Below are 25,520 nucleotides of genomic sequence, written 5' to 3'. Positions count from 1 at the left end.
GTTCTCAACTTTTCAAAGTGTTATCAAGGTCACAGTAATTTACCCCTGCTTTTGGTGGTGAAAATTTAGCTAAAAACCTTGCAATGCCTCGGAATAAGAGTAAAATTCCGGGGCTTTATTTTGGCACGAGACCCCAAGCTGTTTTATCTAAGACGGTTACTGGGGTTAATTTTATTTTTGAGAAAGCAAAGAGGACGACATGGTAACCATTCGTTTGGCACGTCACGGCGCTAAAAAGCGTCCATTCTATCAAATCGTTGTTGCAGACAGCCGCAACGCAGCTACTGGCCGCTTCATCGAGAAAGTAGGTTTCTTTAACCCTACTGCTACTGGTCAAGAAGAAGGCCTACGTCTAGATCTAGACCGTGTGAACCACTGGGTATCACAAGGCGCTACTGTATCTGACCGCGTAGCTAAACTAGTTAAAGACGCTCAAAAAGCGGCTTAATTCTTACATTTAGTGAGTAACTAGTTTATGTCGATGAAAGGTAAAGAAGCAATGAGCAAACAAAACGAGAGAATTGTTGTAGGCAAGTTTGGAGCTACTTACGGCATTCGTGGTTGGCTTAAGGTTTTTTCCTATACAGACAATCCGGAAAGTATTTTTGATTACGCCCCTTGGTTTGTTAACCACAAGGGTGAGTCAGTTGAATACAAAGTAGAAGGCTGGAAGCGCCACAACAAAGGTCTTGTAGCAAAACTAGAAGGTCTTGATATTCGTGAAGACGCGCATCTACTGACTAACTTTGAAATTTCAATTGATCCTGCAGTACTACCAGAATTGCCAGAAGATGAATTCTACTGGCGTGAATTGTTCGGCATGCAAGTGGTAACCACTCGAGGCTACGACCTTGGTAAAGTTACTGACATGTTAGAAACAGGCTCGAACGATGTTCTCGTAGTTAAAGCAAATCTGAAAGATGCTTTCGGACAAAAGGAACGATTAATCCCGTTCCTTGAAGAGCAAGTGATCAAGAATATTGATCGCACTGCTCAACGGATCGAAGTTGACTGGGATCCAGCGTTTTAACTCTAAAATATAAGGCAAAGAACACATGTGGGTTGGCGTTATAAGCCTATTTCCTGAAATGTTCCGCAGCATTACAGATTTTGGAGTCACAGGCCAAGCGGTTAAAAAAGGGTTGTTGTCTGTTGATACATGGAATCCTCGAGATTTCACTCAAGACAAACGTCGCACTGTCGATGATAAACCCTACGGTGGTGGTCCTGGCATGTTAATGATGGTACAGCCTTTGCGCGATGCTATTCATGCTGCCAAACAAGCCGCACCGGGAAAGGCGAAAGTCATTTATCTTTCTCCTCAAGGTCGAAAACTCGACCAGCAAGGAGTTGAAGAGCTCGCTACAAATAAGAATCTTGTTCTTATCTGTGGTCGTTATGAAGGGGTAGATGAACGCATTATTGAATCTGAAGTTGACGAAGAATGGTCAATCGGTGATTTTGTAATGACGGGTGGGGAAATCCCAGCCATGACGTTGATTGATTCTGTATCTCGGTTTATTCCGGGGGTACTTGGAGATTTCGCGTCAGCAGAAGAAGATTCTTTTGCCAATGGCTTGTTAGATTGTCCACACTATACGCGTCCTGAAGTGTTAGACGGAAAAGAAGTACCTATGGTACTGAAATCTGGCAATCACGAGGACATTCGTCGCTGGCGACTGAAATCGTCGCTAGGCCGAACTTGGTTAAGACGTCCGGAGCTCCTGGAAAACCTAGCTCTGACTGACGAACAGGAACAATTGCTGGCTGAGTTCATTAAAGAAACTCGGAATAACCGGTAACCTATTAAATTTAGTATCAGTTTATTCTAGGAATTTAAAAAATGAGTAACATCATCAAAGCTCTTGAGCAAGAGCAAATGAAACAAGACCTACCTAAATTTGCACCAGGTGACACTGTTGTAGTTCAAGTTAAGGTAAAAGAAGGTGAACGTGAGCGTCTACAGGCATTCGAAGGTGTTGTAATCGCTATCCGTAACCGTGGTCTACACTCTGCATTCACTGTACGTAAGATTTCTAACGGTGAAGGTGTTGAGCGTACGTTCCAAACTCACTCTCCTGCTATCGGCGGAATTGAAGTTAAACGTCGCGGTGCAGTACGTCGTGCCAAGTTGTACTACCTGCGTGAGCGTTCTGGTAAGTCTGCTCGTATTAAAGAGAAACTTGCTAAGAAGTAATACTTCATATCGCATTCTCATAGAAAAAGCGGAGCCAATTGGCTCCGCTTTTTTATATCTCAAATCCTAAAAGCCAAAACACATCGAGACTTCGCTATTCACGAGTGTCTTCCGAAATTGTTACTGGTACGGTAATTTCTTCACCTTTACGTAATAATGTAAAGTTCGCAACTGTGCCCGGTCTCAGGTTGGTGACGAGATCCATTACGCTTTGGCGGCCATTGATTTTGTGATCGTCAATTTTTAAGATGATATCGCGTGGTTCAAAGCCTGCTTTTGCAGCTGGGCCATTAGGATCTACAGCCAAAATGATGATTCCGCCAATATGCTCACTTCCCAGTAAACGCGAGGTAACAGAGTTAATGTCTTGCCCATCAACACCTATATAGCCGCGTATTACACGTCCATCTGCAATGATCTTTTCCATGATGGTATTGGCAAGCGCATAGGGTATGGCAAATGAAATACCGTAGGTTTCTAAATCTGTAGCTTGTTGGAAAGACGCGGTATTGATACCGACTAGTTCACCCTGAGTGTTAACAAGAGCACCACCTGAGTTACCTTTATTGATAGCTGCGTCTGTTTGGATGAAAGCTTGTCGACCATCAGCACTGATTGAAGAGCGACCAGTAGCAGAGATAATACCAAATGTAGTGGTTTGCCCTAGGTTGTATGGGTTGCCAATAGCCAGAACAACATCGCCAACTTTAGCTTGATAGTTAGGATTAAGGGGAATAACCGGAAGGTTATTGCCTTCAACGCGTAATACAGCGATATCGGTTCTTCTGTCTTTACCAACCAACTGAGCTGCTGCTACTCGTCCATCTTGCAGAGCAACAATGATTTGATCGGCTTGAGCGACTACGTGATAGTTGGTAACGATATAGCCTTTCTCACTGACGATAACACCTGAACCCAACCCCTGAGTTGACAACTTGTTGCGGTCATTCTCTGAGTATTTACGACTATAGATATTGACCACCGCTGGTGCAGCTTTACTTACAGCACTATTAAATGAGATTTGTAATGAAGTAATGTCAGCGGATGCATTGCTGTGTTTAGGAAGAATATTTTCTCGTAAAGATGGCATTGCAGAGATAATGATAGCAGCAGTAGCCAAGCCTATCACAACAGAACGAAGCAGAACTTTAAGCATAAATTCCCCAAAATCAACGCAGCTATATCCTTGTTTCTTGAATGTACAGTGGTGCTAACTATGTTCATTTTCCCGATAACATTATGGTTTATGTGATTAGGGAATCTTTGCTTGCTGCGTACCTGCAATATCAAGTTCTTTGGTTATAATCGAGTGAGTTTAAATAGTTGTATCCCAAGATGTTTGGGTTCGTGATCTAGAAACGAAGAATAGCATTACCAGACTAAATAACAAAAGGACCACATCAAATTGTGGTCCTTGTAAGTATTGTATTAAAAGTTGATCTTTAGGTTTTATCGAACAACTTCTTATCTAACAACTAGGTAGATTGTGCGATCACCTCGTTGAATATTCAGAGCAAGGATACTTGGATTTTTATCCATAATTGCTCGTAAATCCGCGATATTTTTTACACGTTGTCTATTCACACCAATAATGATGTCATCGGTCTGAAGTTGATAACTTGCTGCTGGAGAGTCTTTCGCAACACTTGTTACTTTTACACCCTCGATAGGATCACTTGCTGTAGTGTTACTTAATTCAGCACCTTGTAACCCATGGTGTAGATTGTCTGCCTTAGTTTTCGCGTTGGTTGCTTCGCCTAGCGTCACTTCGTAAGTTTTTTCTTTACCTTCACGAATGACACCCAGTTTAATGGTTTTTCCTGCTCCCAACGTTGCTACTTTAGCGCGTAACTCAGAAAAGGTTTCTATCTTCTTACCATTTACCGAAACAACAATATCACCCGCTTTAAGGCCTGCTTTGTCTGCCGCACTGCCGGGCACTACTTGGCTTACGAAAGCGCCTTTAGTCGATGAATAGCCCATAGCTTCAGCGAGCTCAGATGTGACTTCTCCACCTTGAACACCAAGCATGCCGCGTTTCACTTCGCCAAATTCAAGAATTTGACTGGTGAGGTTCTTCATCATATTAGACGGAATGGAGAAACCAATGCCCACGTTTCCGCCGTTAGGACCAAGAATCGCAGTGTTAATACCAATCAGTTCACCATTGAGGTTTACTAGTGCGCCACCGGAGTTACCGCTGTTGATCGCCGCATCGGTTTGAATGAAGTTTTCGAAGTTTTCAATATTCAAACCACTTCGACCAAGAGCTGAAACAATACCGGAGGTAACTGTTTGACCAAGACCAAATGGGTTACCGATCGCTACCGCGAAATCGCCGACGCGCAATTGATCCGAATCTGCAATCTTAATTTGCGTTAGGTTTTCTGCTTTTTCTAGTTTCAGTAAAGCAATGTCAGACATTTCATCACCGCCAACAAGCTCTGCATTCAGTTCTCTGCCATCATGCAGCTTGACGCGAATTTTTTCTGCATTGTTGATGACGTGGTAGTTAGTCACAACATAACCTTTACCCGCATCAATAATAACACCAGAACCTAGCGCTCTAAATGGGCGCTCTTGCATTTGTTCTACGGGGAAGTCGGGACCAAAGAAAAATCGGAACTGTTCTGGAACTCTTTGTCTAGAGACTTGAGTACCTTCTACGGCAATGCTTACCACTGCTGGTGTGACTTTCTCGAGCATTGGCGCCAAGCTGGGCATTTGCTCTCCGTTCACAGATAAAGGCAGTGCTGCAGTAGCAGGCATTGGTGCAATGATAGAACTTAAGCTTAAGGATAGGACCGTTAAAGCAAGCAAAGGTTTTTTCATCATGAAACTCCTCATTGATAAGTATCTGGTCGTGATTAATATTTGTGCTAAATATTAAACTTCAACAGACTCAGTGAGAGTTATGACTCAAAAACCTTTTTAAAGTTCACTAGAGATTGATTGTTATCAATATGAGTGTCAATTAGCTCGCTTTGACATCAATAACATCTGAAGAACGGAGAATGGTTTTTTCTTCATTCTTTAATAGCCCCGTAGCACCTAAAGCGTAATCTTTTGGTTGCTCTTCAAGGGTATCGTCGGTGGTGCTTTCATCTTTTTGTTGAGCAATTTGTTTAACAAACGGGTTATCTTGCTCAGGAAGATTTGGAAGTAACTCACTAGAGGTCTTAGACATATGCTGATAAAGCTTAGTGTAGTCTTTACCAAGTGTATCGAGCATTTCTGCAGTTTGGGCAAAATGATCTGCGAGTTCTTGACGTTGTTGCTCAAGAGCGTACTTCGCACCGTCTAAATCTTTTTGTAAGGATTTCTGCGCCTTATATTGAGGCGTGGTTAAACGAGAAATCACAACGCCAGCAACGAGGCCGACTAACAATCCAACAATCGCATAAATCCAAGGCATAACAGCTCCTTATTGTTGTTATTTAACATGTTTTTTACCAGCTGGTTACACATGCGTATGTCTCATGGTACTATGACTCCCCGAATGGATAAAGCAAAAAGCATGTGCTCTACATTGCAGTTTCTTCCCCTCTTTCTTTGAGCAGATAGTCATGACTCCGAAGCAGCGATACGAACAAGATTTAAAAAGGTCGGATTTTCAACAAGATGAAGCGCAAGCTATGGCTGTAAATGCCCTGGATAACCTTTATCATCAGCTAATTGATTATCTGAATACACCAGTGGTCAAACCATCTCGTTGGCAAAAACTATTGGGAAAGAAAGAAGAGAAACCTGAACTCCCTAAAGGTTTGTATTTTTGGGGAGGAGTAGGGCGCGGTAAAACGTATCTGATGGATACGTTTTTTGATGCTTTGCCAATAGATAAAAAAATGCGGGTGCATTTCCATCGTTTTATGTATCGAGTACATGACGAATTAAAACTTCTTGAACATGTCAGCGATCCACTGGAGCTTATTGCTGATAAATTCAGTAAAGAAGCCGTGATTATCTGTTTTGATGAGTTTTTTGTATCTGATATTACCGATGCAATGATTTTGGGAACGTTATTTCAAGCCCTGTTCCAGCGAGGTGTTGTCTTGGTTGCAACGTCAAATATCCCGCCCCATGACCTTTATAGAAATGGTTTGCAGCGTGCTCGTTTCTTACCAGCTATCGCTCTGATTGAAAAATACTGTCATATCTTAAATGTCGATAGTGGTGTTGATTACCGTCTAAGAACATTGCAACAAGCTGAAATTTATCACTATCCGCTCGATGCTAAAGCTTCTGAGAACCTGAATAAATATTATGAACAACTTGTTGGAAGCGAAAAGCCGAAACAGCATCAAATAGAGATTAACCACCGCACTATTGATGTGATTGAAGCCAACGACGGTTTGCTCTATGCATCATTTGAGCAGCTGTGTCAGACGGCTCGGAGTCAGAATGATTATATCGAGCTGTCAAAACTCTACCACACGGTTTTACTTGCTGAAGTTAAACAGATGGATCGCACCATTGAAGATGCGGCGAGACGCTTTATCGCGTTGGTTGATGAGTTTTATGAGAGAAATGTGAAGCTTATTGTTTCAGCGGAAGTACCGTTAGAACAACTTTATACACAAGGTCAGCTGGAGTTTGAATTTAAGCGTTGTCAGTCTCGTTTAATTGAGATGCAAAGCCATGATTACTTAGCTCAGGAGCACTTAGCGTAAGTCTCACCAAAGTGATAAGGAAAAATAACTTTTTTGTATAAAAAGAGGTGATTTTTCCTTCACTCTTCTTTATAATCCTGCGACCCACCGTTACTGCAGGTCTTTTTAGGCCGGGAGTACCACCCACTCGAAGGGGTGTTGTCTGGGCTCTTAGACAGTGGGAGCAATTTGCTCCTTTAAGTGTAAATTTTAATTAACGGGTTATTATTAGCATGAAAACATTCGTTGCTAAACCAGAAACTGTAAAACGCGACTGGTATGTTGTAGACGCTGAAGGTAAAACTCTAGGCCGTCTAGCAAGTGAAATTGCATCTCGCCTACGTGGCAAGCACAAAGCTGAATACACTCCACACGTAGACACTGGTGATTACATCATCGTTGTTAACGCGGAGAAAGTTGCTGTAACTGGTAACAAAGCTAAAGACAAAATGTACTACCGTCACACTGAATTCCCAGGTGGCCTAAAATCTTTCAGCTTCGAGAAGCTGATCGAGCGTAAGCCTGAGATGGTACTTGAGCTAGCGGTTAAAGGTATGCTTCCAAAAGGTCCTCTAGGCCGTGCTATGTACCGTAAGCTTAAAGTTTACGCAGGCGCTGAGCACAACCACGCTGCTCAACAACCTAAAGTACTAGACATCTAATTGGGGATATCGGAAATGGCAGAGAATCAATACTACGGCACTGGCCGTCGCAAAAGCTCAGCTGCACGCGTTTTTATTAAACCAGGCAGCGGCAACATCGTAATCAACAAGCGTAGCCTTGATGAATACTTCGGTCGTCCAACTTCTCGTATGGTTGTTAAACAACCTCTTGAGCTAGTTGAGATGGTAGAGAAACTAGATCTATACATCACTGTTAAAGGTGGTGGTATTTCTGGTCAAGCAGGTGCTATCCGTCACGGTATCACTCGCGCTCTTATGGAATACGATGAATCACTACGTCCTGCACTACGTGCGGCTGGCTACGTTACTCGTGACGCTCGTTGCGTTGAACGTAAGAAAGTTGGTCTACGTAAAGCACGTCGTCGTCCACAGTTCTCAAAACGTTAATCTTTCTTTATTGGAAGATGTTCGTTGGTCCAGTTTTTACTGGATTGGGACAAAAAAAGCTCGGCTTATGCCGGGCTTTTTGTTTTTCTTAGCTTATGAAAAATTTCATTTATCAATAATCACTTCCGAAACTTTTGCAGCCTGACTCCCTTTTGTGACGCAACTTAGGGTTTGCTTCACGAATGTTACAAAAAGGTAGCTTTATCTTGTCAAAAAGTAGGGTTTTATTTATCATTTGCCGTCAAATAAATACAACTAAATTAGTATTTTGTTAGCCATGCTCTTAAGCGGAATAACAGCAATCCAAAAGGAGCAAATGGGAGAATGTCTGGATGAGCAATGCGCCTTTGAACAACAGTCGCAGACGTTTCTTAACTGCGACAACTGCGGTTGTCGGTGGGTTAGGAGCGGCGGCAGTTGCTGTACCTTTTATAAAATCTTGGAACCCAAGTGCGAAAGCAAAAGCGGCCGGCGCCCCTGTCGAGGTTGATGTAAGCAAACTCGAGGAAGGGCAAATGGTTCGTGTTGAGTGGCGAGGTAAACCTGTATGGGTTGTTCGTCGTTCGCAAACTATTGTTGATGCTCTTAAAGAGCACGATAATCAATTACGTGATCCGAACTCTGGTGAAGAGCAACAGCCGGGTTACGCTCAAAACACTTATCGCTCAATTAAGCCTGAATATTTCATTGCTGTGGGTATCTGTACGCACTTAGGTTGTTCACCAAGCTATTTGCCTGATTCTTTCAGCGAGCAAGTCCAAGGCGTTAAGTCAGGTTTCTTCTGTCCTTGTCACGGTTCGAAGTTTGACATGGCTGGAAGAGTGTTCCAGGGCGTTCCTGCACCACTGAACCTGGTCATTCCGAAGCATATGTATTTAAGCGATACAAGAATTGTCATCGGTCTCGATGAAACAGGGGAGGCATAATGCAAGCTCTACTTGATTGGGTAGAAAAACGTCTACCCGCGATGAACGCGTATAAAAAGCACCTTTCTGAATATCCAATGCCAAAGAACTTCAACTTTTGGTACCTTTTTGGTTCCTTGGCGATGCTGGTGCTTGTAAACCAGATCCTAACGGGCATTTGGTTGACGATGAACTACGTTCCTTCTGGTGAAGGTGCCTTTGCTTCTGTTGAATACATCATGCGTGATGTGGAGTTCGGTTGGTTGCTACGTTATATGCACTCAACGGGCGCTTCTGCATTCTTCGTGGTTGTGTATCTGCATATGTTCCGTGGCCTAATCTACGGTTCATACCAAAAGCCTCGTGAACTTCTTTGGCTGTTCGGCATGCTAATTTTCTTAGTGCTGATGGCTGAAGCGTTTATGGGTTACTTGCTACCTTGGGGACAAATGTCTTACTGGGGTGCACAGGTAATCATTTCTCTGTTTGGTGCGATTCCAGTCATTGGTGATGACTTAACACTATGGATTCGTGGTGACTACGTAATCTCTGGTGCAACGTTGAACCGTTTCTTCGCACTACACGTAATCGCTTTACCAATCGTGTTACTGCTGTTAATTGTTTTGCACATTCTTGCTTTGCATGAAGTGGGCTCAAACAACCCTGATGGTATCGAAACTAAACTGCCTAAAGGCTCTATGGGTGACGATTACCAATCACAGTTCAAGTTCCACGATTACTACTCGAAGAAATACGACATCATCGACTCTATTCCTTTCCACCCTTATGGAACGGTAAAAGATATGGTTGGTGTTGCGGGCTTCTTGTTCTTGTTCTGCTACGTGTTGTTCTTTAACCCAGAAATGGGTGGATACTTCCTTGAGCCGCCTAACTTTGAAGCTGCAAACCCACTGAAAACACCAGCGCACATCGCGCCAGTTTGGTACTTCACTCCGTTCTATGCGATTTTACGTGCGGTTCCGGATAAGCTAATTGGTGTTGTTGCGATGGGTGCATCGATTGTCGTGCTATTCCTATTGCCTTGGTTGGATCGTTGTAAAGTTCGTTCTTACCGCTATCGCAGTAAGTTGCATTTAATCAACATTATTCAATTCACCATTTGTTTCATTGCTTTAGGTATCCTTGGTGCGCTACCAGCGACGGCAACTTATACCTTACTAGCTCGAATCTTTAGTTTAGGTTACTTCATGTTCTTCGTATTGTTGTTCTTCTACAGCAAAAATGAAGCAACCAAGCCACTACCAAAGAGGGTGACATTCAAATGAAAAAATGGATTGTAATTTTGTTTGCATTGTTGCCTTCACTGGTGATGGCAGCAGGTGGAAATGTACATTTAGATAAAGCAGAAAATGATTTAACTGATCAAGCATCTTTACAACGTGGTGCTAAGTTATTCATGAACTACTGTTTTGGATGTCACTCTACTCAATACCAACGTTATGAGCGTGTTGCGACGGATTTAGGCATTCCGGCTGATTTAATGAAAGAGAATCTTATTTTCAACCCAACCACTAAGATTGGTGAGTTGATGGAAAATGCGATTCCTGACAAATCAGCTGCAAAATGGTTTGGCGCTCCACCGCCAGATTTGACTCTAGTCGCACGCGTACGTGGCGCTGATTGGCTGTATACCTACTTGCGTTCATTCTATGCGGACCCAAGTCGCCCATTTGGTGTAAACAATATCGTTTTCCCAAGCGTTGGTATGCCACATGTGCTTGAAGAGCTGCAAGGTACTCCGGAACCGGTCTTCGATACTCATGTCGTTGATGGTGAAGAAGTTAAGGTTGTAGTTGGTACTAAGTCTCAAGGCAATGGTGAGTTAAGTTCTGGGGAGTATGACCAAGCTGTATTGGATTTGGTTAACTTCCTCGAGTACTCGGGCGAACCTGTTAAATTGGAACGCCAAGCTATGGGTTGGTGGGTATTCGCATTCTTAGTTGTGTTCACTATCGTAGTCGTAGCACTTAAGAAAGAATATTGGCGTGATGTGCACTAATTGTGCTATTATGTCGCGCTAAATCCTAGTATTTAATTCTGCAATGGGGGCTTAGCCTCCATTGTTTTTTGTGTCTGTGTAAGTGTGCTGGAGGGCTCCATGGCTGTAGCTGCCAATAAACGTTCTGTGATGACTCTATTTTCAAGTGCATCTGATATGTATAGCCATCAGGTTCGTATTGTGCTGGCTGAAAAAGGTGTCAGTGTTGAGGTTGAGTTGGTTGATGAAGATAACTTACCAGCTGATCTAGTTGAGCTTAACCCATACAAAACGGTACCTACTTTAGTCGATCGTGAGCTTGCGCTTTATGATTCAAAAATCATCATGGAATACCTTGATGAACGTTTTCCGCATCCACCACTAATGCCTGTATATCCGGTGGCTCGTGGTAATAGCCGTTTGATGATCTATCGTATCGAAAGAAACTGGTATTCACTTGCTGAGAAAGTAATAAATGGCAAGGGTGAGGAAGCGGAATCGGCACGTAACAAACTACGTAACGACTTGCTAACTCTAGCACCAGTATTTGCTGAATATGAATACTTCATGAGTGAAGAGTTCAGCCTAATTGATTGTTACTTAGCTCCGCTGTTATGGCGTCTACCAGTTCTGGGTATCGAGCTAGTTGGCCCAGGTTCGAAAGAACTTAAAGTTTATATGAACCGAGTATTTGAGCGCGATTCATTCCTAGCTTCTCTAACTGAAGCAGAACGCGAGATGCGTCTTGCTCGTTAATGGCTGTATTTGATGGATATTGATCAAATGACACCTCGCCGACCATATATGCTGCGAGCATTTTATGATTGGTTGCTAGAAAACGAATTAACTCCTCATCTTGTTGTAGACGCGACAATGCGTGGCGTTCGAGTTCCTATGGAATACGTACAAGATGGGCAAATCATCCTCAATGTGGCACCTCGTGCGGTCGGCAACTTAGAGCTGGGTAACGATGACGTTACATTTAATGCTCGTTTTGGTGGCCGCCCACAAGTTGTTGTTGTTCCGTTGTATGCTGTACAAGCAATTTATGCTCGTGAAAACGGTGCTGGAACCATGTTTGATCCAGAGCCAGCTTATGAGCAAGAACTTGATTCAGATATGATTGTGGAAGATGTCACAGGCGAAAACATCGAAGCTGAAGCTTCTGTTGATGATGGCCCGTCAGATGATGAGCCCCCTCGTCCTAAAGGCAAACCAAGTTTGCGTGTTGTGAAATAACAAGTCGTGAAGTAATACTAAAAAGCAGCTCAATGAGCTGCTTTTTCTTTATGAGATTCTTATCTGCTCTTACTCAGTGCCATATTCGAAGGCTCTGATGACCTGTTTTACGCCAGAGATGTTACGCGCAATCTCCGTCGCTTTATCCGCATTCTCACGAGATACGTAGCCAAACAGATACACTTCTCTCGCTTCTGTAATGACTTTAATCTTTGTACCGTTAAGGTCTGAATCTGCTATCAGAGCAGATTTTACTTTGGTCGTGATCCAGCTGTCGTTACTGATCGCACTCACAGACAAAGGCTCAGCAATTTTGACCTGATTATGCAGCGTTTTTACACCTTTAACTTTCTGTGCTTGGGCAATAAATTGGTCTAACAGTTCGGCGTTTCTCGCTTGGCCGAGAAGAACGACGGTTCCTTGATATGAACTAGCGATAAAGCGAGCGGCACCTCTGTAAGGTGCTTTGTTACCAAGACCTGCTACCTCAAACTCAATTTGGTTATCGTTCCAAATCTGCTGTGTCGTGCGAGGATCAGTGACCAAATTTGCGGTTGTAGCAGCGCCAGCGACAAATAACCCGGCACACCCTGACAAACTCATTGTGGCACTTAATATTAAAGCTAGGCGGAGAGACTTCATAACAAACCTTCTACTGTTATTCTTCGTGGGATGGGAAGAGAACCTGATCAACCAAATCACACAAGCAGTGCAGCGTAAGCATATGGACTTCGTGAATGCGTGCAGTTCGGTGAGAAGGAATACGAATTTCCACATCATTCTCTCCCAGCAACCCCGCCATTTCGCCACCATCTTTGCCAGTCAGGGCAATGATCGTCATATCACGAGTTACCGCCGCCTCCATTGCTTTGATGATGTTCTTACTGTTACCGCTGGTTGAAATAGCGAGTAAGATATCGCCCGGCTGACCGAATGCACGAACTTGTTTAGAGAACACTTCTTGGTAGTGGTAGTCATTAGCCACTGCTGTAAGAGTTGTTATATCTGCAGTTAAGGCCATGGCAGGTAAACTAGGACGCTCAGTTTCAAAACGGTTAAGTAAACATGAGACAAACTGCTGAGCGTTAGAAGAAGAACCACCATTACCACAGCAGAGAATTTTGCTGCCGTTCAAAAGGCTAGCAACAATCGCTTGTGAGGCATGTAAAATAGCATCTGGCAGTGCTTCCGCTGCTGCTATTTGAATCTGAATACTTTCAGTGAAACTGTCTTTAATGCTTTCTAGCATTGATTATCCTTCGGTAATTGCGTTTTTTATCCACTCGATATGATTACCATTATTGTGAATAGCGACCACATCAAATCTAAAATCTGTAGCATCAGCATTTAAGCCTTGCTTGAGCATCCACCAATTAGCCGCTTTGATCAAGCGGTGCTGTTTTTGTCGGGTCACACTTTCCGCTGCGTGACCATAAGCCTGACTGGCGCGATACTTAACCTCGACAAAAACGATGGTGCTGTTTTCTTTCATTATCAGGTCTAACTCACCACCTCGTGCAAGGAAGTTTTTATCAATTAGAGATAAACCTTGGCGGCGTAGATGTTCCGCCGCCATCTGTTCAAACTGCTCGCCTTTACTGCGCTTGCTCAGAAGTAGCGCCATGCTCTGCCCAACTGATTTCGCGCTGCACTACACATTGGTCATCAATACTGAGTACACCTGTCTGACCATCAATGGTATATCCTTCGACGGTTTTCATCTGTGGAAGTTCAACCATTAAACGATAAGCATCCATACCCAGAGCCTGTAATCGGCGTTCTGCGTTTGAGTCTTTAGGCCACAAGCGCTCCATTTGTTCAGAGATTTCTGGCTGAGGATGAATGAGAAGAGGAATATCGCTGTAGCTGACGCCAGTTAAGTCTTCATACTGACGACCACCACCGTTACTTTTTGAATTTGAGTAAAGTTTTGGTGGGCGAGTGTCAGGGTTAATCGCCACTTCAATAAATGGCTTAATCAGAGTGAGTTCATCACTGCTTGCAAAAATGTATACCGCATCGATATCGCGACGGCTACGAGGCTGGCTCTCAAGTTTGATGTTGAGTAATCCTTCCATCTGAGCAATGTTCTGCTGGCTATCTTGCAAACCAAATACATTGTTTATACTGCGTTGAAGCTGGCGTTTGTCACCAAACAGGTTCACAGCGACTTTGTTGTTACTGTATTTACGCCATTCATCATTGAAAGCTTCAACAACGCGTTCGCCATAACTACTTTGAGGCGCAAGAATCAGAGGATATTGCGCGCCTTCAGCTGCTAGGTGTTTAGCCGCTTGTGCAACTTCCTGCTCAGGAGACAGTGCGAGGTAACAAATATCAGTGCCTTCGATCAATTCATCTGGAATATTCAACGCAAGACTTGGGATCGTGCGCTCTTCAGTCCTGTGTTGCTGCTGCATCTGTGCGATATTTTCTTTAAGCAGAGGACCAACAATGAAATCAATCTGTTTCTCTTGGACTTTAGCTTTTATTGCATCTAAAGACTCAGTGTTGGTGTCGATAATAGTTAGTGTTGCGTTATCTTCACGTTTTTCGTCATTCATCATCGCCATAATGAAACCATCACGAATTAACTGAGCCTGTTTATCAAATTTTCCTGTAAGTGGCAGCAGTAACGCCGTGTTCACTGGTTGGATAATGGTAAGACTTAAGATGTCGGTAATCGATTTAGGCCTATATGTTGCTGCAGGATGGTTAGCATTTTCTGCCAGCCATTTCTCAAGGGTGTTCTTTAGTTGTGGAATATCGTTGCCAAACGTCTTCACGTAGATAGCCAGTTGTAACCAGCCGTCTAAAATTTCTTCTTCCGGTTGCGTCGTCAGTTGAGTGATGGTTTGACCTGAATAGCGTTGTAAATTAGCCCAAATTTGATCAGATATGGCTTCTTCTTGATCACTCGGGATCAGACCATAAAGTGCAGACAACTCGCGGCTAGTATCAAACGGACGATCAAGCGCGGTGAAAATATCTGCTCTCATTTGATGGTATTGAACCCATTGAGAATCCGCTAACGTCCATTGAGCGTTAAAGTTAAGCTGATTCAGCGCTTGGCTATACTGTTCAGCATTCATAGAAAGCTGAGCTTTGCCCATTTGCCATTCAGCTTGTTGTACTTCACTAAGATTCTGTTTTGACAGTCGGTAAATGAGTAACTGAGCTTGCTCTGTGTTGTTACTCGCGATAGCCGCTTTCATGGCCATAATTAACCAGTCGTTTTGCAAGCTACCCTGACTACTGTCTGCTTTCATAAGATAATTTTGTGTCGGCTGGTTCGCTTCAGCGGTGATATCAACGTATTGAGGTGCTGAAGGTTTAGACGAACAAGCTGCTAACGTTATTGCTAATGCAACTGGAGCGAGTAAGCGTGGTACACTGATTCTCTGATGGTTATTTATAGCCATGAGTTCTTTTCATTATCCCGAGTGAAATTGTCTCTATATTAATCGTTGAAGTGATGGTAAACAAATGACAGATAACAAAACCTTGCCGGCAGAGGTCCCAACTTTATACATTGTTCCTACTCCGATAGGCAATTTAGGGGATATTACCCAGCGCGCCTTAGACGTGCTCTCAAGTGTTGATGTTATCGCAGCAGAAGATACTCGCCATACTGGCAAATTACTTTCTCACTTTAATATCCAAACCAAAACCTTCGCTTTGCATGATCACAACGAACAACAAAAAGCTCAAGTATTAGTTGAAAAATTGTTAGCTGGGGAATCAATTGCATTGGTTTCAGATGCTGGAACACCACTTATCAGTGACCCAGGATACCACTTGGTGACGCAATGTCGTCAGGTTGGAGTTAAAGTTGTGCCACTTCCTGGTGCGTGTGCGGTAATTACAGCGTTAAGTGCCTCTGGTCTGCCGTCAGACCGCTTTAGCTTTGAAGGCTTCTTGCCGGCTAAAAGCAAAGGTCGTAAAGATAAATTTATGCAAATTGCAAAAGTTGAACGCACTTGTATCTTCTATGAATCTCCGCATCGTATTACGGAATCGCTGCAAGATATGCTGTCCGTTCTTGGTCCAGATAGAGAAGTGGTATTGGCTCGTGAGTTGACGAAAACTTTTGAAACGATTCAAGGCATGCCGCTTGGCGAGTTGATTGAATGGATTGAAGAAGACGAAAACCGCAAACGTGGTGAAATGGTGCTGCTTATCCATGGACACAGAGAGCAAGCAGACGAAGCTCTCCCTGATGAAGCATTGCGTACTCTAGCCATTTTGACTAAAGAATTACCTCTAAAGAAAGCGGCAGCGCTTGCTGCTGAAATCTACAACTTGAAGAAAAATGCACTTTATAAGTGGGGATTGGAAAATCTGGATTAATCGTCTGGATTTTAAGCACCTGAGTGTTAATTACCGAGTAAAAGGCATTCTTCCTAGACACTGCGTTGAGTTATCTATAGAATTCGCGCTCGGAGTTGACTGGGTAGTCGCTGCTTTGTTGATGTCCTTCGGGAGACTGGCGTTGAAGTCCTTTGGGAGACTGACGCTGACGTCCTTCGGGAGACTGACAAAGGGGAGGAAAGTCCGGGCTCCATAGAGCAGGGTGCCAGGTAACGCCTGGGGGGCGCAAGCCTACGACAAGTGCAGCAGAGAGAAGACCGCCGATGGCCCGTAAGGGATCAGGTAAGGGTGAAAGGGTGCGGTAAGAGCGCACCGTGCGACTGGCAACAGTTCGTAGCAAGGTAAACTCCACCCGGAGCAAGACCAAATAGGCCTCCACATTGCGTTGCTCGCGTAAGGAGGCGGGTAGGTTGCTTGAGCCAGTGAGTGATTGCTGGCCTAGACGAATGGCTACTGCCGCGCAAGCGGAACAGAACCCGGCTTATACGTCGACTCCACCTATTTCAGACCCATCATAACTACCTCGTTATGATGGGTTTTTTGCTTTATATTGACTTAGTTGATAGCAAAACCACTAAACTTAGTACAATGTCACGCCCTGTAAGCGCTTATGGGTAGCAGTAGTGTAAGAATTCGGTACACTACAGGATGATTATGTACGGGCTGGCCCGCAGAACGAGAAACTTATGACTGACACTTTCCAACATATTTCTGTACTTCTTCATGAATCAATTGATGGCTTAGCTATCAAACCTGATGGTATCTATATTGATGGAACTTTTGGCCGTGGTGGCCACAGTCGTACCATTCTATCTAAACTGGGTGAAAACGGTCGTCTATATAGCATTGACCGCGATCCACAAGCCATCGCAGAAGCTCAGAAGATTGATGACCCTCGTTTCACTATCGTACATGGCCCATTCTCTGGTATCGCTGAGTACGCTGAACGTTATGATTTGGTTGGAAAAGTCGATGGTGTGCTGTTTGACTTAGGTGTATCGTCGCCACAACTTGATGACGCAGAACGAGGCTTCAGCTTTATGAAAGACGGCCCGCTGGATATGCGTATGGACCCAACGTCAGGTATCTCTGTTTCCCAGTGGTTGATGGAAGCTGACCTTGATGACATTACTTGGGTTATTCGTGAGTTTGGTGAAGACAAGCATGCTCGCCGTATCGCTAAAGCGATTGTTGCTTATCGTGAAGACGAAGAGAGCGAGCCGCTAACGCGTACCAGTCAACTAGCAAAGTTAATTTCTGAAGCTGCTCCGAAAAGTTTCAAAGAGAAAAAGCACCCAGCAACTCGCGCTTTCCAAGCATTTCGTATTTACATCAACAGCGAACTGGAAGAAATTGATACGGCATTAAAAGGTGCGGCATCAATTCTGGCTCCTGAAGGCCGTTTATCGGTGATAAGCTTTCACTCGTTAGAAGATCGCATGGTGAAACGCTTTATTCGTAAAGAAAGCAAAGGACCGGAAGTTCCTCATGGTATTCCTCTTACTCAAGACCAAATCAAAGCTTTGGGTAGCGCAAATTTAAAAGCGATAGGCAAAGCTATTATGCCTTCGAAAGAAGAAGTTGAAATGAATCCACGCTCACGCAGTTCGGTTCTGCGTATTGCTGAGAAACTTTGATTTATTTATGCATCAATCTAAAACTAACCTTGCCAAACTGATCGTCGTTGACCTGTTTACTGTGGGTCGGGTGCCGTTAGTGTTATTAATCTTGATCTTTGCGAGTGCAATGGGTGTGGTATTTACCACCCATCACACTCGCCAAGCTATTTCTGAAAAAGATCAGGCGTTTATGGAAAGGGATAGATTAGATAGTGAATGGCGAAATTTGATCATTGAAGAAACGGCCCTTGCCGAACATAGCCGTGTGCAGGAACTGGCTCAAAAAGATCTGGAAATGAAACGTCCGGATGCGGATAAGGAAGTTGTGGTTAACCTGAAATGAAAAAAAAGCCAGTTCAAGCAAAAGCTAAATCGAATAAATCAGCCACTAAACCTGTTCCATCCAAAGAAGCGATGCCAGCTCAAGTTTTCATCCGCTGGCGTTTCTATTTGCTTATTTTCTTTCTTTTGGCTGCTATGACCGCGCTTATCGGCCGAGTCGCTTTTATCCAAGTTATCGAGCCTGACAACTTAATCCGCGAAGGGGACATGCGCTCTATTCGTGCAAAAGAATTGCACTCGGCGCGCGGTATTATCTCAGACAGAAATGGTGAAGCTATCGCTGTTAGTGTTCCCGTGGAAGCGGTCTGGGCAGATCCGGTAGCCATCTTTAAACACGGTGGTTTACAGGAAAAAGATCGCTGGCATGCACTTGCTGATGTTTTGGGATTAGACCGTAACGCACTGTTGAAAAAAATCTCAGACAACAGCTCTCGCCGTTTTATCTACTTGCAACGCCAAGTCAGCCCCGCTATGGCGAAATACATTCGTGAGCTAAAACTCAATGGCGTTGGTCTAAAAGCCGAATCTCGTCGCTATTATCCGGCGGGTGAAGTCAGTGCTCATCTCATTGGTGTAACAGGGATTGATGGTCATGGTCTGGAAGGTGCTGAGCGCAGCTACGATAAGTGGCTGACTGGTGAATCAGGTAAAAGCATTATTCGTAAAGACAGATATGGTCGCGTAGTGGAAAACATCTCTCTAGAAGAAAGTGAGGAAGGGAAACCACTACAACTCACTGTTGACCAACGTCTGCAAGCGATCGCTTTCCGTGCGGTGAAACAGGCGATGGCCGACTACCGCGCAACATCCGCCTCTGCTGTGATGTTAGATGTAAAAACCGGTGCCGTATTGGCGATGGTGAATGCACCTTCATACAACCCGAATAACCGTAACGACTGGCAAAGTTTCAAAATGCGTAACCGTGTGATTACGGATGCGTTTGAACCGGGGTCAACAGTGAAGCCTTTTGTTGTTCTTGCTGCTCTGGCGAATGGTATTGCAGATAAAAACACCATTATTGATACCGGTGATGGCGTGCTGCAGATCGGCGGTAGCCGTGTGCGTGATACATCAAAAGTCGGCAAAGCTAATCTGCAAATGATTTTGAAGAAGTCGAGCAATGTTGGTGTGACTAAACTTGCTCTTCAAATGCCTCTCGAAGCGCTTTTGGGCATGTATAACTCTGTTGGCCTCGGAGAAATGTCGGGGCTAAACCTTGTTGGTGAAACCGCAGGTATTTTCCCAAGCCGTAATCGTTGGTCGCAATTTGAAATTGCCACACTTGCTTTTGGTTACGGCCTAGCAATTACCCCAATCCAATTAGCACATGCTTATGCCACTTTAGGTAATTTCGGGGTTTACCAACCTATTCATATTATCGAGAACAATCAACAGGATTTGTCTCATCGCGTGGTAGACGCTAAGTACGCAAAACAAGTGTTGGAAATGTTAGAAACAGTGACTCAACCTGGTGGTACAGCGGTTAAGGCTGCGGTTCCGGGGTATCGTATTGCAGCAAAATCAGGAACATCGCGTAAAGCTATTGCTGGTGGCTATAGTGATGAATACTTTGCTTACACAGCTGGTGTTGCTCCAGTTAGCGATCCGAGAATTTCGCTGGTGGTGATGGTCAATGAACCGCAAGGTGATTCCTACTACGGCGGCGCAGTAGCGGGTCCTGTTTTCTCAGAGATCATGAAAGGGGCATTGCAAATTCTGAACATTGTCCCTGACGAAAACAAATTTCAAGAATAACAATTAGTGTGAGAATCCGTATGAACACTAGTAAGGCTTTATCTGAACTTATCTCTCCTTGGCTTCAAGCAAACCCAGCTTGGGCCAATATATCTGTTACTCGTTTAGATCTCGACAGCCGTAAAATTCAGGCTGGTGATACTTTTGTTGCCATCGTTGGCCATGCCGTTGATGGTAGAAAATTTATAGATACTGCCATAGAACGTGGCGCGAATGCCGTGTTAGCTCAAGCGTGTTCGCTCAACAATCACGGCTATGTTGAATGGAAATCGGATGTTCCAGTTATCTATATTGATCAGCTTGATCAGCATCTGTCCCAACTGGCTGGAAATCTGTATGGTTCTCACCAAAGTCGTTTAGTGGGCGTTACCGGAACCAATGGTAAAACCACCATCACTCAGCTCATCGCACAATGGATTGATTTATTGGGGCAAAAAGCGGCGGTGATGGGAACAACAGGTAATGGTTTCCTTGCTAATTTAGCTCCTGCAGCAAACACCACTGGCAGCGCGATTGAGATTCAGGCTCAGTTGCATCATCTAGCTAAGCAGGGTGCAGACTTCACCGCTTTAGAAGTCTCTTCCCATGGTTTGGTGCAAGGGCGAGTGAAAAAGCTCAATTTTGATGTCGGCGTATTTTCGAACCTAAGTCGTGATCATCTGGATTATCACGGCACCATGGAAGAATATGCGAAAGCTAAATTCTCTCTCTTTACCGAACACCAATGTAAAAATGCGATCATCAATGTTGATGATGCAGTTGGCTTGGAGTGGAGCGCTAAGCTACCTCACGCTGTTGGCATTTCTCTGAAATCAAAACCTAATACAGAGCGAGCGCTTTGGACAACACAAGTTAATTATGCAGAAACGGGGATTATCCTTAGTTTTGACGGTAGTTGGGGCGCTGGCGAACTGCACGTTCCTTTGATTGGTGAGTTTAACGCTTCGAATGTCATGCAAGCTTTTGCGACGATGTTATCGCTGGGTTTTGCAAAAGACGAGCTAATCAAAACCGCGCCACAATTAAAACCAGTGCTTGGCCGCATGGAACTGTTCCAAGTGCCGAATAAAGCAAAAGTTGTGGTGGATTATGCCCATACTCCTGACGCATTAGAGAAAGCGCTGCTGGCGCTTCGAGTGCATTGCAGCGGTAAGCTTTGGGCAATTGTTGGCTGTGGTGGTGACCGAGATAAGGGCAAACGCCCTATGATGGCTTCAATTGCTGAAAAGTTTGCCGATCGTGTCATCCTCACTGATGACAATCCGCGTAGTGAAGATCCAGCCGCGATTGTACAAGATATGCTGGCAGGCTTAGACAAACCGAATGAAGCTCAGGTTGAGCACAGCCGTTATCTGGCAGCAAAATTTGCGGTTGATAATGCACAAGCGGATGACATCATCCTGCTGGCCGGAAAAGGCCATGAAGATTACCAAGTACTGGCGCATGAAACCGTTCATTATTCAGACCGAGAGTCTGCTCAAACCTTATTGGGGTTAGCATTATGATTAAGACATCTTTATCCCAGTTAAGTGAAGTTTTAAGTGCGCGTTTAGTCGGTCAAGACTGCAATATCGAAGCGGTGACTACTGACACTCGTCAGGTGCCAGAGAAGGCGCTATTTGTTGCTTTGGTCGGTGAGCGTTTTGATGCGCACGACTTTGCCCAGCAAGCTTTGGATAATGGCGCTTGTGCTCTTGTGGTGGAACGAGAGTTAGATATTGCTTTACCGCAGTTAATTGTTGCCAATAGCAAATTAGCATTGGGTAAGCTCGGTGCATGGGTTCACAAAATGTGCTCTACCCCGACAGTAGCGATTACTGGTAGTTGCGGTAAAACCACCGTCAAAGAGATGGTGGCGAGTATTTTGTCTTCCAAAGGGCAGGTACTTTTCACTTCAGGTAACTTTAACAATGACATTGGTGTGCCTCTGACTCTGCTTCGTTCGACGGAGCAAGATGATTACGCAGTCATCGAACTAGGTGCAAACCACATTGGTGAAATCGCTTATACCACCAAACTTGTTCAACCAGACGTAGCCCTAGTGAACAATGTGGCTGCTGCACACTTGGAAGGCTTTGGCTCTATTGACGGCGTGAAACGTGCCAAAGGTGAAATTTATCAAGGTTTAAAAGCTGCAAGTACGGCGATAGTCAATCTTGAAAGCAATGGTGGCGAACTGTGGCAATCTGTATTGGCAGACAAAACGGTGAAAACCTTTTCAGCGCTGAACACGAGTGCAGATTTTCATGCTAAGAACGTTCAACTGGATTCAGCCGGTCAAGCCTCATTTGATATGGTGACACCAGTCGGTGAGGTCAATATTTCTTTAAACATCGTTGGCCAGCACAACGTGTCGAATGCGCTAGCGGCATCGACTCTGGCAATTGAAATGGGCGCGACGTTAAACGAAATTCAATTTGGTTTGTCTCATTTACCTAAGGTAAAAGGCCGAGTGGATGTGCAAAAGTTAACCAATAACATCACCTTAATTGATGACAGTTATAACGCGAGCGTTCCGGCTATGAAAGCTGCGGTTGACTTGCTGGCGAGTTTTTCTGACAGCCGTTGGTTAATTTTAGGCAATATGGCTGAGTTGGGTGATGAAAGTCTTGCACTTCACCAACAAGTCGGAGAACATGCTGCACCATTCAATTTTGAATTTGTCTTGACCTATGGCGCTGATGCGAAAGTGATTAGCGATGTTTGTCATGGTAAGCATTTTGAAAGTCATCAAGAGATGATCAGTTTCATCGAGCAGGTTCTAGAACAACAACAGAATCGTTCTCATGTGCTGTTAGTCAAAGGCGCTAATAGTGCAGGTATGAGTAAGATTGCTGCTGCTCTTAAGGAGAATTACTCATGATTATTTGGCTAGCGGAGTTACTCCAGCCATATTTTTCGTTTTTTCGTTTGTTCGAATACCTATCATTTCGAGCAATTGTGAGCATTTTGACGGCACTTGCACTGTCGTTATGGATGGGACCTCACTTAATTAAGCGCTTACAACTTCTGCAAATTGGTCAAGTTGTTCGTAATGACGGGCCTGAATCTCACTTTAGTAAGCGTGGCACACCGACTATGGGCGGTGTGATGATCTTAGCGTCTATTTTTGCCACGGTTCTGCTTTGGGCGGATCTTTCCAACCCTTACGTTTGGGCAGTATTAGCGGTTCTTGGCGGTTATGGCGCTGTCGGATTTGTTGATGACTATCGTAAAGTCGTGCGTAAAAACACTGATGGTTTGATCGCTCGCTGGAAATACTTCTGGCAATCAGCCATTGCTCTGGTTGTCGCTTTTGCCTTGTATGCACATGGTAAAGATACAGCTGCGACTCAATTGGTTGTGCCTTTCTTCAAAGACATCATGCCTCAGTTGGGAATGCTCTACATTGTTCTGACTTATTTTGTCATTGTCGGTACCAGTAACGCCGTAAACCTTACAGATGGTTTAGATGGCCTTGCTATTATGCCTACGGTGCTTGTATCGGCTGGATTTGGTGTAATCGCATGGGCAACGGGTAACGTTAACTTTGCAAGTTACCTTCATATTCCATACATCCCTTACACTTCAGAGCTGGTGGTTGTGTGTACCGCTATTGTTGGTGCTGGCTTAGGTTTCTTATGGTTTAACACTTACCCAGCACAAGTGTTTATGGGCGATGTCGGTTCTCTGGCTCTTGGTGGCGCTCTAGGCACCATCGCGGTACTGGTTCGCCAAGAATTTGTGTTGGTTATCATGGGTGGTGTATTCGTCATGGAAACTATTTCCGTGATCCTACAGGTGGGTTCATACAAACTACGTGGTCAACGTATTTTCCGTATGGCTCCAATTCATCACCACTATGAACTAAAAGGTTGGCCAGAGCCACGCGTAATCGTGCGTTTTTGGATCATCTCGATTGTGTTAGTTTTAATTGGCTTAGCAACACTTAAAGTACGTTAATCGCTAAGGTACGTTAGTTACGAGCTAAACAGAAATAATGATTGGGGAACATCCCCAAAGGATATGGATTTAAAATGGACCGTTGGCAAGGCATTCAGCATGTTGTGGTCGTAGGGCTCGGTATTACCGGGCTCTCTGTCGTTAATTATCTGCGAAAGTTTCATCCTCAAATTGAGGTGAAAGTGATTGATACTCGTGAAAATCCGCCTAGCAAAGAACAGCTTCCGGCAGGCGTTGCTTTACATAGCGGCGGCTGGAATATGGATTGGTTGTTGGCCGCAGATTTGATCGTGGCAAATCCGGGGATTGCTTTAGCGACACCGCAGATTCAACAAGCTATTGCCACCAATATTCCTGTAGTAGGTGATATCGAACTGTTTGCTTGGCAAGTGCAAAAACCAGTAGTCGCAATTACGGGCTCCAATGGTAAAAGTACAGTTACCGACCTCATGGGTGTGCTAGGCAATGCGGCTGGGATTAAAACTTCGATTGGTGGCAATATCGGTGTTCCAGCGCTCGATTTGCTCTCTGATGATTCTGATCTTTATGTTCTTGAACTGTCGAGTTTTCAACTTGAAACGACTTCCAGCCTAAAGCTTAAAGCGGCAGCATTTTTAAATCTTTCTGAAGATCATATGGATCGCTATGACGGTATGGAATCTTACCGCCAAGCTAAATTACGCATCTTTGAACATGCTGAAACCTTAGTTGTGAACGCCGATGATCGTCAAACCTATCCAGATTCAAACAGCGCTAATCTGGTGAGTTTTGGCTTAGATAATCCTGCGGATTTCTACACTAAAGAGAACCAAGGGCAAGAGTGGCTAATGGCTGTTGATGAAGCTGTATTACCATCGGCAGAGCTGAGCTTAGTCGGGCGTCACAATGTAGCCAATGTATTAACTGTTCTGGTGTTACTTAAAGCGGCTGGTATTGATTACAGTGACTCACTGCTCAGTGCATTGAAGTCTTACACCGGATTGACGCATCGTTGTCAGGTGGTTGAAGACAAAAATGGTGTTAAGTGGGTAAATGACTCGAAAGCCACAAACGTAGCAAGCACGCTAGCGGCGCTATCAGGCTTATCTCTGGATGGGCGTTTGTATCTGTTGGTCGGCGGACTCGGTAAAGGTGCTGATTTTTCTTCGCTCAAGCACGTATTCGCAACTTTACCTCTCCAACTTTGTTGTTTTGGCACAGATGGCGATCAGTTTATCTCCCTTCACCCATCTGCACGTCGATTTGACACAATGGCGCAGGTAGTTAAAACCATTCATTCTGAGCTAAAACAAGGTGATATGGTGTTACTGTCACCCGCTTGTGCCAGCATGGATCAGTTTAAAAACTTTATGGACCGAGGCGAGCAGTTTGCCGCTCTAGCTAAACAATTTGCAGACAAGTAACTTGCGCCTAAGAGTCAAGTAATCGAAAG

27 protein-coding genes and 1 other RNA gene are annotated in these 25,520 nt (G+C 44.3%); 21 read left to right on the top strand and 7 right to left on the bottom strand.

The annotated features are described in order from the left end of the window. Positions 1-199 precede the first annotated feature (199 nt). From rpsP to rplS, 4 genes are read left to right on the top strand one after another with little or no spacing between them, the layout of a single operon-like run. Entirely contained in the window at positions 200-448 is a 249-nt protein-coding gene (gene rpsP / locus ACRQQK_RS19085; protein WP_042480523.1) for a 30S ribosomal protein S16, read from the top strand. Between the two features lie 27 nt (positions 449-475). Further along, on the top strand, positions 476-1,030 hold the full coding sequence (gene rimM, locus ACRQQK_RS19080; RefSeq protein WP_457514042.1) for a ribosome maturation factor RimM: 555 nt from the start codon (positions 476-478) through the stop codon (positions 1,028-1,030). Positions 1,031-1,055: 25 nt separating this feature from the next. After that, the gene (gene trmD, locus ACRQQK_RS19075) at positions 1,056-1,802 is read left to right on the top strand and encodes a tRNA (guanosine(37)-N1)-methyltransferase TrmD (RefSeq protein ID WP_457514040.1); all 747 of its coding nucleotides are present in this window, start codon (positions 1,056-1,058) and stop codon (positions 1,800-1,802) included. Between the two features lie 41 nt (positions 1,803-1,843). Continuing rightward, on the top strand, positions 1,844-2,197 hold the full coding sequence (gene rplS / locus ACRQQK_RS19070; protein WP_042480514.1) for a 50S ribosomal protein L19: 354 nt from the start codon (positions 1,844-1,846) through the stop codon (positions 2,195-2,197). Between the two features lie 94 nt (positions 2,198-2,291). Here rplS and degS read toward each other — a convergent pair whose 3' ends face one another. From degS to zapG, 3 genes are all read right to left on the bottom strand, one after another. Next, a complete protein-coding gene (gene degS / locus ACRQQK_RS19065) occupies positions 2,292-3,353 on the bottom strand; it encodes an outer membrane-stress sensor serine endopeptidase DegS (protein ID WP_457514038.1) in 1,062 nt (353 codons plus the stop codon). A 308-nt stretch (positions 3,354-3,661) separates the two neighbouring features. After that, positions 3,662-5,029: a Do family serine endopeptidase gene (locus tag ACRQQK_RS19060; RefSeq protein WP_457514036.1), complete on the bottom strand. Its 1,368-nt coding sequence runs from the start codon at positions 5,027-5,029 to the stop codon at positions 3,662-3,664. 142 nt (positions 5,030-5,171) lie between these two features. Then, positions 5,172-5,612, bottom strand: a complete 441-nt coding sequence (gene zapG, locus ACRQQK_RS19055; protein ID WP_457514034.1) for a Z-ring associated protein ZapG — start codon at positions 5,610-5,612, stop codon at positions 5,172-5,174. Between the two features lie 151 nt (positions 5,613-5,763). On the opposite strand from zapG, the gene zapE reads away from it, so the two are divergent. The 8 genes from zapE to sspB all read left to right on the top strand — a co-directional run bounded on the left by zapE (position 5,764) and on the right by sspB (position 12,059). Further along, entirely contained in the window at positions 5,764-6,867 is a 1,104-nt protein-coding gene (zapE, locus tag ACRQQK_RS19050) for a cell division protein ZapE (RefSeq protein WP_457514032.1), read from the top strand. Positions 6,868-7,079: 212 nt separating this feature from the next. Beyond that, the gene (rplM, locus tag ACRQQK_RS19045) at positions 7,080-7,508 is read left to right on the top strand and encodes a 50S ribosomal protein L13 (protein ID WP_042480504.1); all 429 of its coding nucleotides are present in this window, start codon (positions 7,080-7,082) and stop codon (positions 7,506-7,508) included. A gap of 15 nt (positions 7,509-7,523) precedes the next feature. Continuing rightward, positions 7,524-7,916, top strand: a complete 393-nt coding sequence (gene rpsI / locus ACRQQK_RS19040; protein WP_042480501.1) for a 30S ribosomal protein S9 — start codon at positions 7,524-7,526, stop codon at positions 7,914-7,916. Between the two features lie 332 nt (positions 7,917-8,248). Beyond that, positions 8,249-8,842 (top strand): ubiquinol-cytochrome c reductase iron-sulfur subunit, encoded by a 594-nt coding sequence (gene petA / locus ACRQQK_RS19035; protein WP_457514030.1) that lies wholly within the window; start codon positions 8,249-8,251, stop codon positions 8,840-8,842. Continuing rightward, a complete protein-coding gene (locus ACRQQK_RS19030) occupies positions 8,842-10,107 on the top strand; it encodes a cytochrome b (protein ID WP_457514028.1) in 1,266 nt (421 codons plus the stop codon). The genes petA and ACRQQK_RS19030 overlap by 1 nt, the downstream gene beginning before the upstream one ends. Then, complete coding sequence (locus ACRQQK_RS19025) at positions 10,104-10,841, top strand: cytochrome c1 (RefSeq protein ID WP_457514026.1); 738 nt, start codon at positions 10,104-10,106, stop codon at positions 10,839-10,841. The genes ACRQQK_RS19030 and ACRQQK_RS19025 overlap by 4 nt, the downstream gene beginning before the upstream one ends. Positions 10,842-10,940: 99 nt before the next feature. Further along, the gene (gene sspA, locus ACRQQK_RS19020) at positions 10,941-11,576 is read left to right on the top strand and encodes a stringent starvation protein SspA (protein ID WP_457514024.1); all 636 of its coding nucleotides are present in this window, start codon (positions 10,941-10,943) and stop codon (positions 11,574-11,576) included. Positions 11,577-11,588: 12 nt separating this feature from the next. Continuing rightward, complete coding sequence (gene sspB, locus ACRQQK_RS19015; RefSeq protein WP_457514022.1) at positions 11,589-12,059, top strand: ClpXP protease specificity-enhancing factor; 471 nt, start codon at positions 11,589-11,591, stop codon at positions 12,057-12,059. Positions 12,060-12,128: 69 nt separating this feature from the next. Here sspB and ACRQQK_RS19010 read toward each other — a convergent pair whose 3' ends face one another. The 4 genes from ACRQQK_RS19010 to ACRQQK_RS18995 are packed head-to-tail and all read right to left on the bottom strand — an operon-like array spanning position 12,129 to position 15,475. Next, positions 12,129-12,701, bottom strand: a complete 573-nt coding sequence (locus tag ACRQQK_RS19010; RefSeq protein WP_457514020.1) for a BON domain-containing protein — start codon at positions 12,699-12,701, stop codon at positions 12,129-12,131. A gap of 16 nt (positions 12,702-12,717) precedes the next feature. Then, a complete protein-coding gene (locus ACRQQK_RS19005) occupies positions 12,718-13,308 on the bottom strand; it encodes a phosphoheptose isomerase (RefSeq protein WP_042480478.1) in 591 nt (196 codons plus the stop codon). 3 nt (positions 13,309-13,311) lie between these two features. Next, positions 13,312-13,683: a YraN family protein gene (locus ACRQQK_RS19000; protein ID WP_457514018.1), complete on the bottom strand. Its 372-nt coding sequence runs from the start codon at positions 13,681-13,683 to the stop codon at positions 13,312-13,314. Further along, positions 13,655-15,475 (bottom strand): penicillin-binding protein activator, encoded by a 1,821-nt coding sequence (locus tag ACRQQK_RS18995; protein WP_457514173.1) that lies wholly within the window; start codon positions 15,473-15,475, stop codon positions 13,655-13,657. Before ACRQQK_RS18995 ends, ACRQQK_RS19000 begins: the two co-directional genes overlap by 29 nt. A gap of 70 nt (positions 15,476-15,545) precedes the next feature. Between ACRQQK_RS18995 and rsmI the strand changes: the two genes are divergently transcribed. From rsmI to murD, 9 genes are all read left to right on the top strand, one after another. Continuing rightward, positions 15,546-16,409 carry a 16S rRNA (cytidine(1402)-2'-O)-methyltransferase gene (rsmI, locus tag ACRQQK_RS18990; protein ID WP_457514016.1) on the top strand — a complete coding sequence of 288 codons (864 nt, stop codon included), beginning with the start codon at positions 15,546-15,548 and terminating at the stop codon, positions 16,407-16,409. A 91-nt stretch (positions 16,410-16,500) separates the two neighbouring features. Further along, positions 16,501-16,930: RNase P RNA component class A (rnpB, locus tag ACRQQK_RS18985), an RNA gene on the top strand. 186 nt (positions 16,931-17,116) lie between these two features. Then, positions 17,117-18,067, top strand: a complete 951-nt coding sequence (gene rsmH / locus ACRQQK_RS18980) for a 16S rRNA (cytosine(1402)-N(4))-methyltransferase RsmH (protein ID WP_457514014.1) — start codon at positions 17,117-17,119, stop codon at positions 18,065-18,067. A gap of 7 nt (positions 18,068-18,074) precedes the next feature. Beyond that, a complete protein-coding gene (gene ftsL / locus ACRQQK_RS18975) occupies positions 18,075-18,392 on the top strand; it encodes a cell division protein FtsL (RefSeq protein ID WP_457514012.1) in 318 nt (105 codons plus the stop codon). Further along, the gene (locus ACRQQK_RS18970) at positions 18,389-20,146 is read left to right on the top strand and encodes a penicillin-binding transpeptidase domain-containing protein (RefSeq protein WP_457514010.1); all 1,758 of its coding nucleotides are present in this window, start codon (positions 18,389-18,391) and stop codon (positions 20,144-20,146) included. Before ftsL ends, ACRQQK_RS18970 begins: the two co-directional genes overlap by 4 nt. A 20-nt stretch (positions 20,147-20,166) precedes the next feature. Then, the gene (gene murE, locus ACRQQK_RS18965; RefSeq protein ID WP_457514008.1) at positions 20,167-21,651 is read left to right on the top strand and encodes a UDP-N-acetylmuramoyl-L-alanyl-D-glutamate--2,6-diaminopimelate ligase; all 1,485 of its coding nucleotides are present in this window, start codon (positions 20,167-20,169) and stop codon (positions 21,649-21,651) included. Beyond that, positions 21,648-23,009: a UDP-N-acetylmuramoyl-tripeptide--D-alanyl-D-alanine ligase gene (locus tag ACRQQK_RS18960; RefSeq protein WP_457514006.1), complete on the top strand. Its 1,362-nt coding sequence runs from the start codon at positions 21,648-21,650 to the stop codon at positions 23,007-23,009. Before murE ends, ACRQQK_RS18960 begins: the two co-directional genes overlap by 4 nt. Next, complete coding sequence (gene mraY, locus ACRQQK_RS18955) at positions 23,006-24,088, top strand: phospho-N-acetylmuramoyl-pentapeptide-transferase (RefSeq protein WP_042480455.1); 1,083 nt, start codon at positions 23,006-23,008, stop codon at positions 24,086-24,088. The genes ACRQQK_RS18960 and mraY overlap by 4 nt, the downstream gene beginning before the upstream one ends. Positions 24,089-24,162: 74 nt before the next feature. Then, positions 24,163-25,491, top strand: a complete 1,329-nt coding sequence (murD, locus tag ACRQQK_RS18950; RefSeq protein WP_457514004.1) for a UDP-N-acetylmuramoyl-L-alanine--D-glutamate ligase — start codon at positions 24,163-24,165, stop codon at positions 25,489-25,491. Positions 25,492-25,520: the final 29 nt, after the last annotated feature.

This window comes from Vibrio sp. C8 (assembly GCF_054051265.1).
Note: the sequence above shows the minus strand (reverse complement) of the source record. Positions and strands in the feature narration are given on the sequence as shown.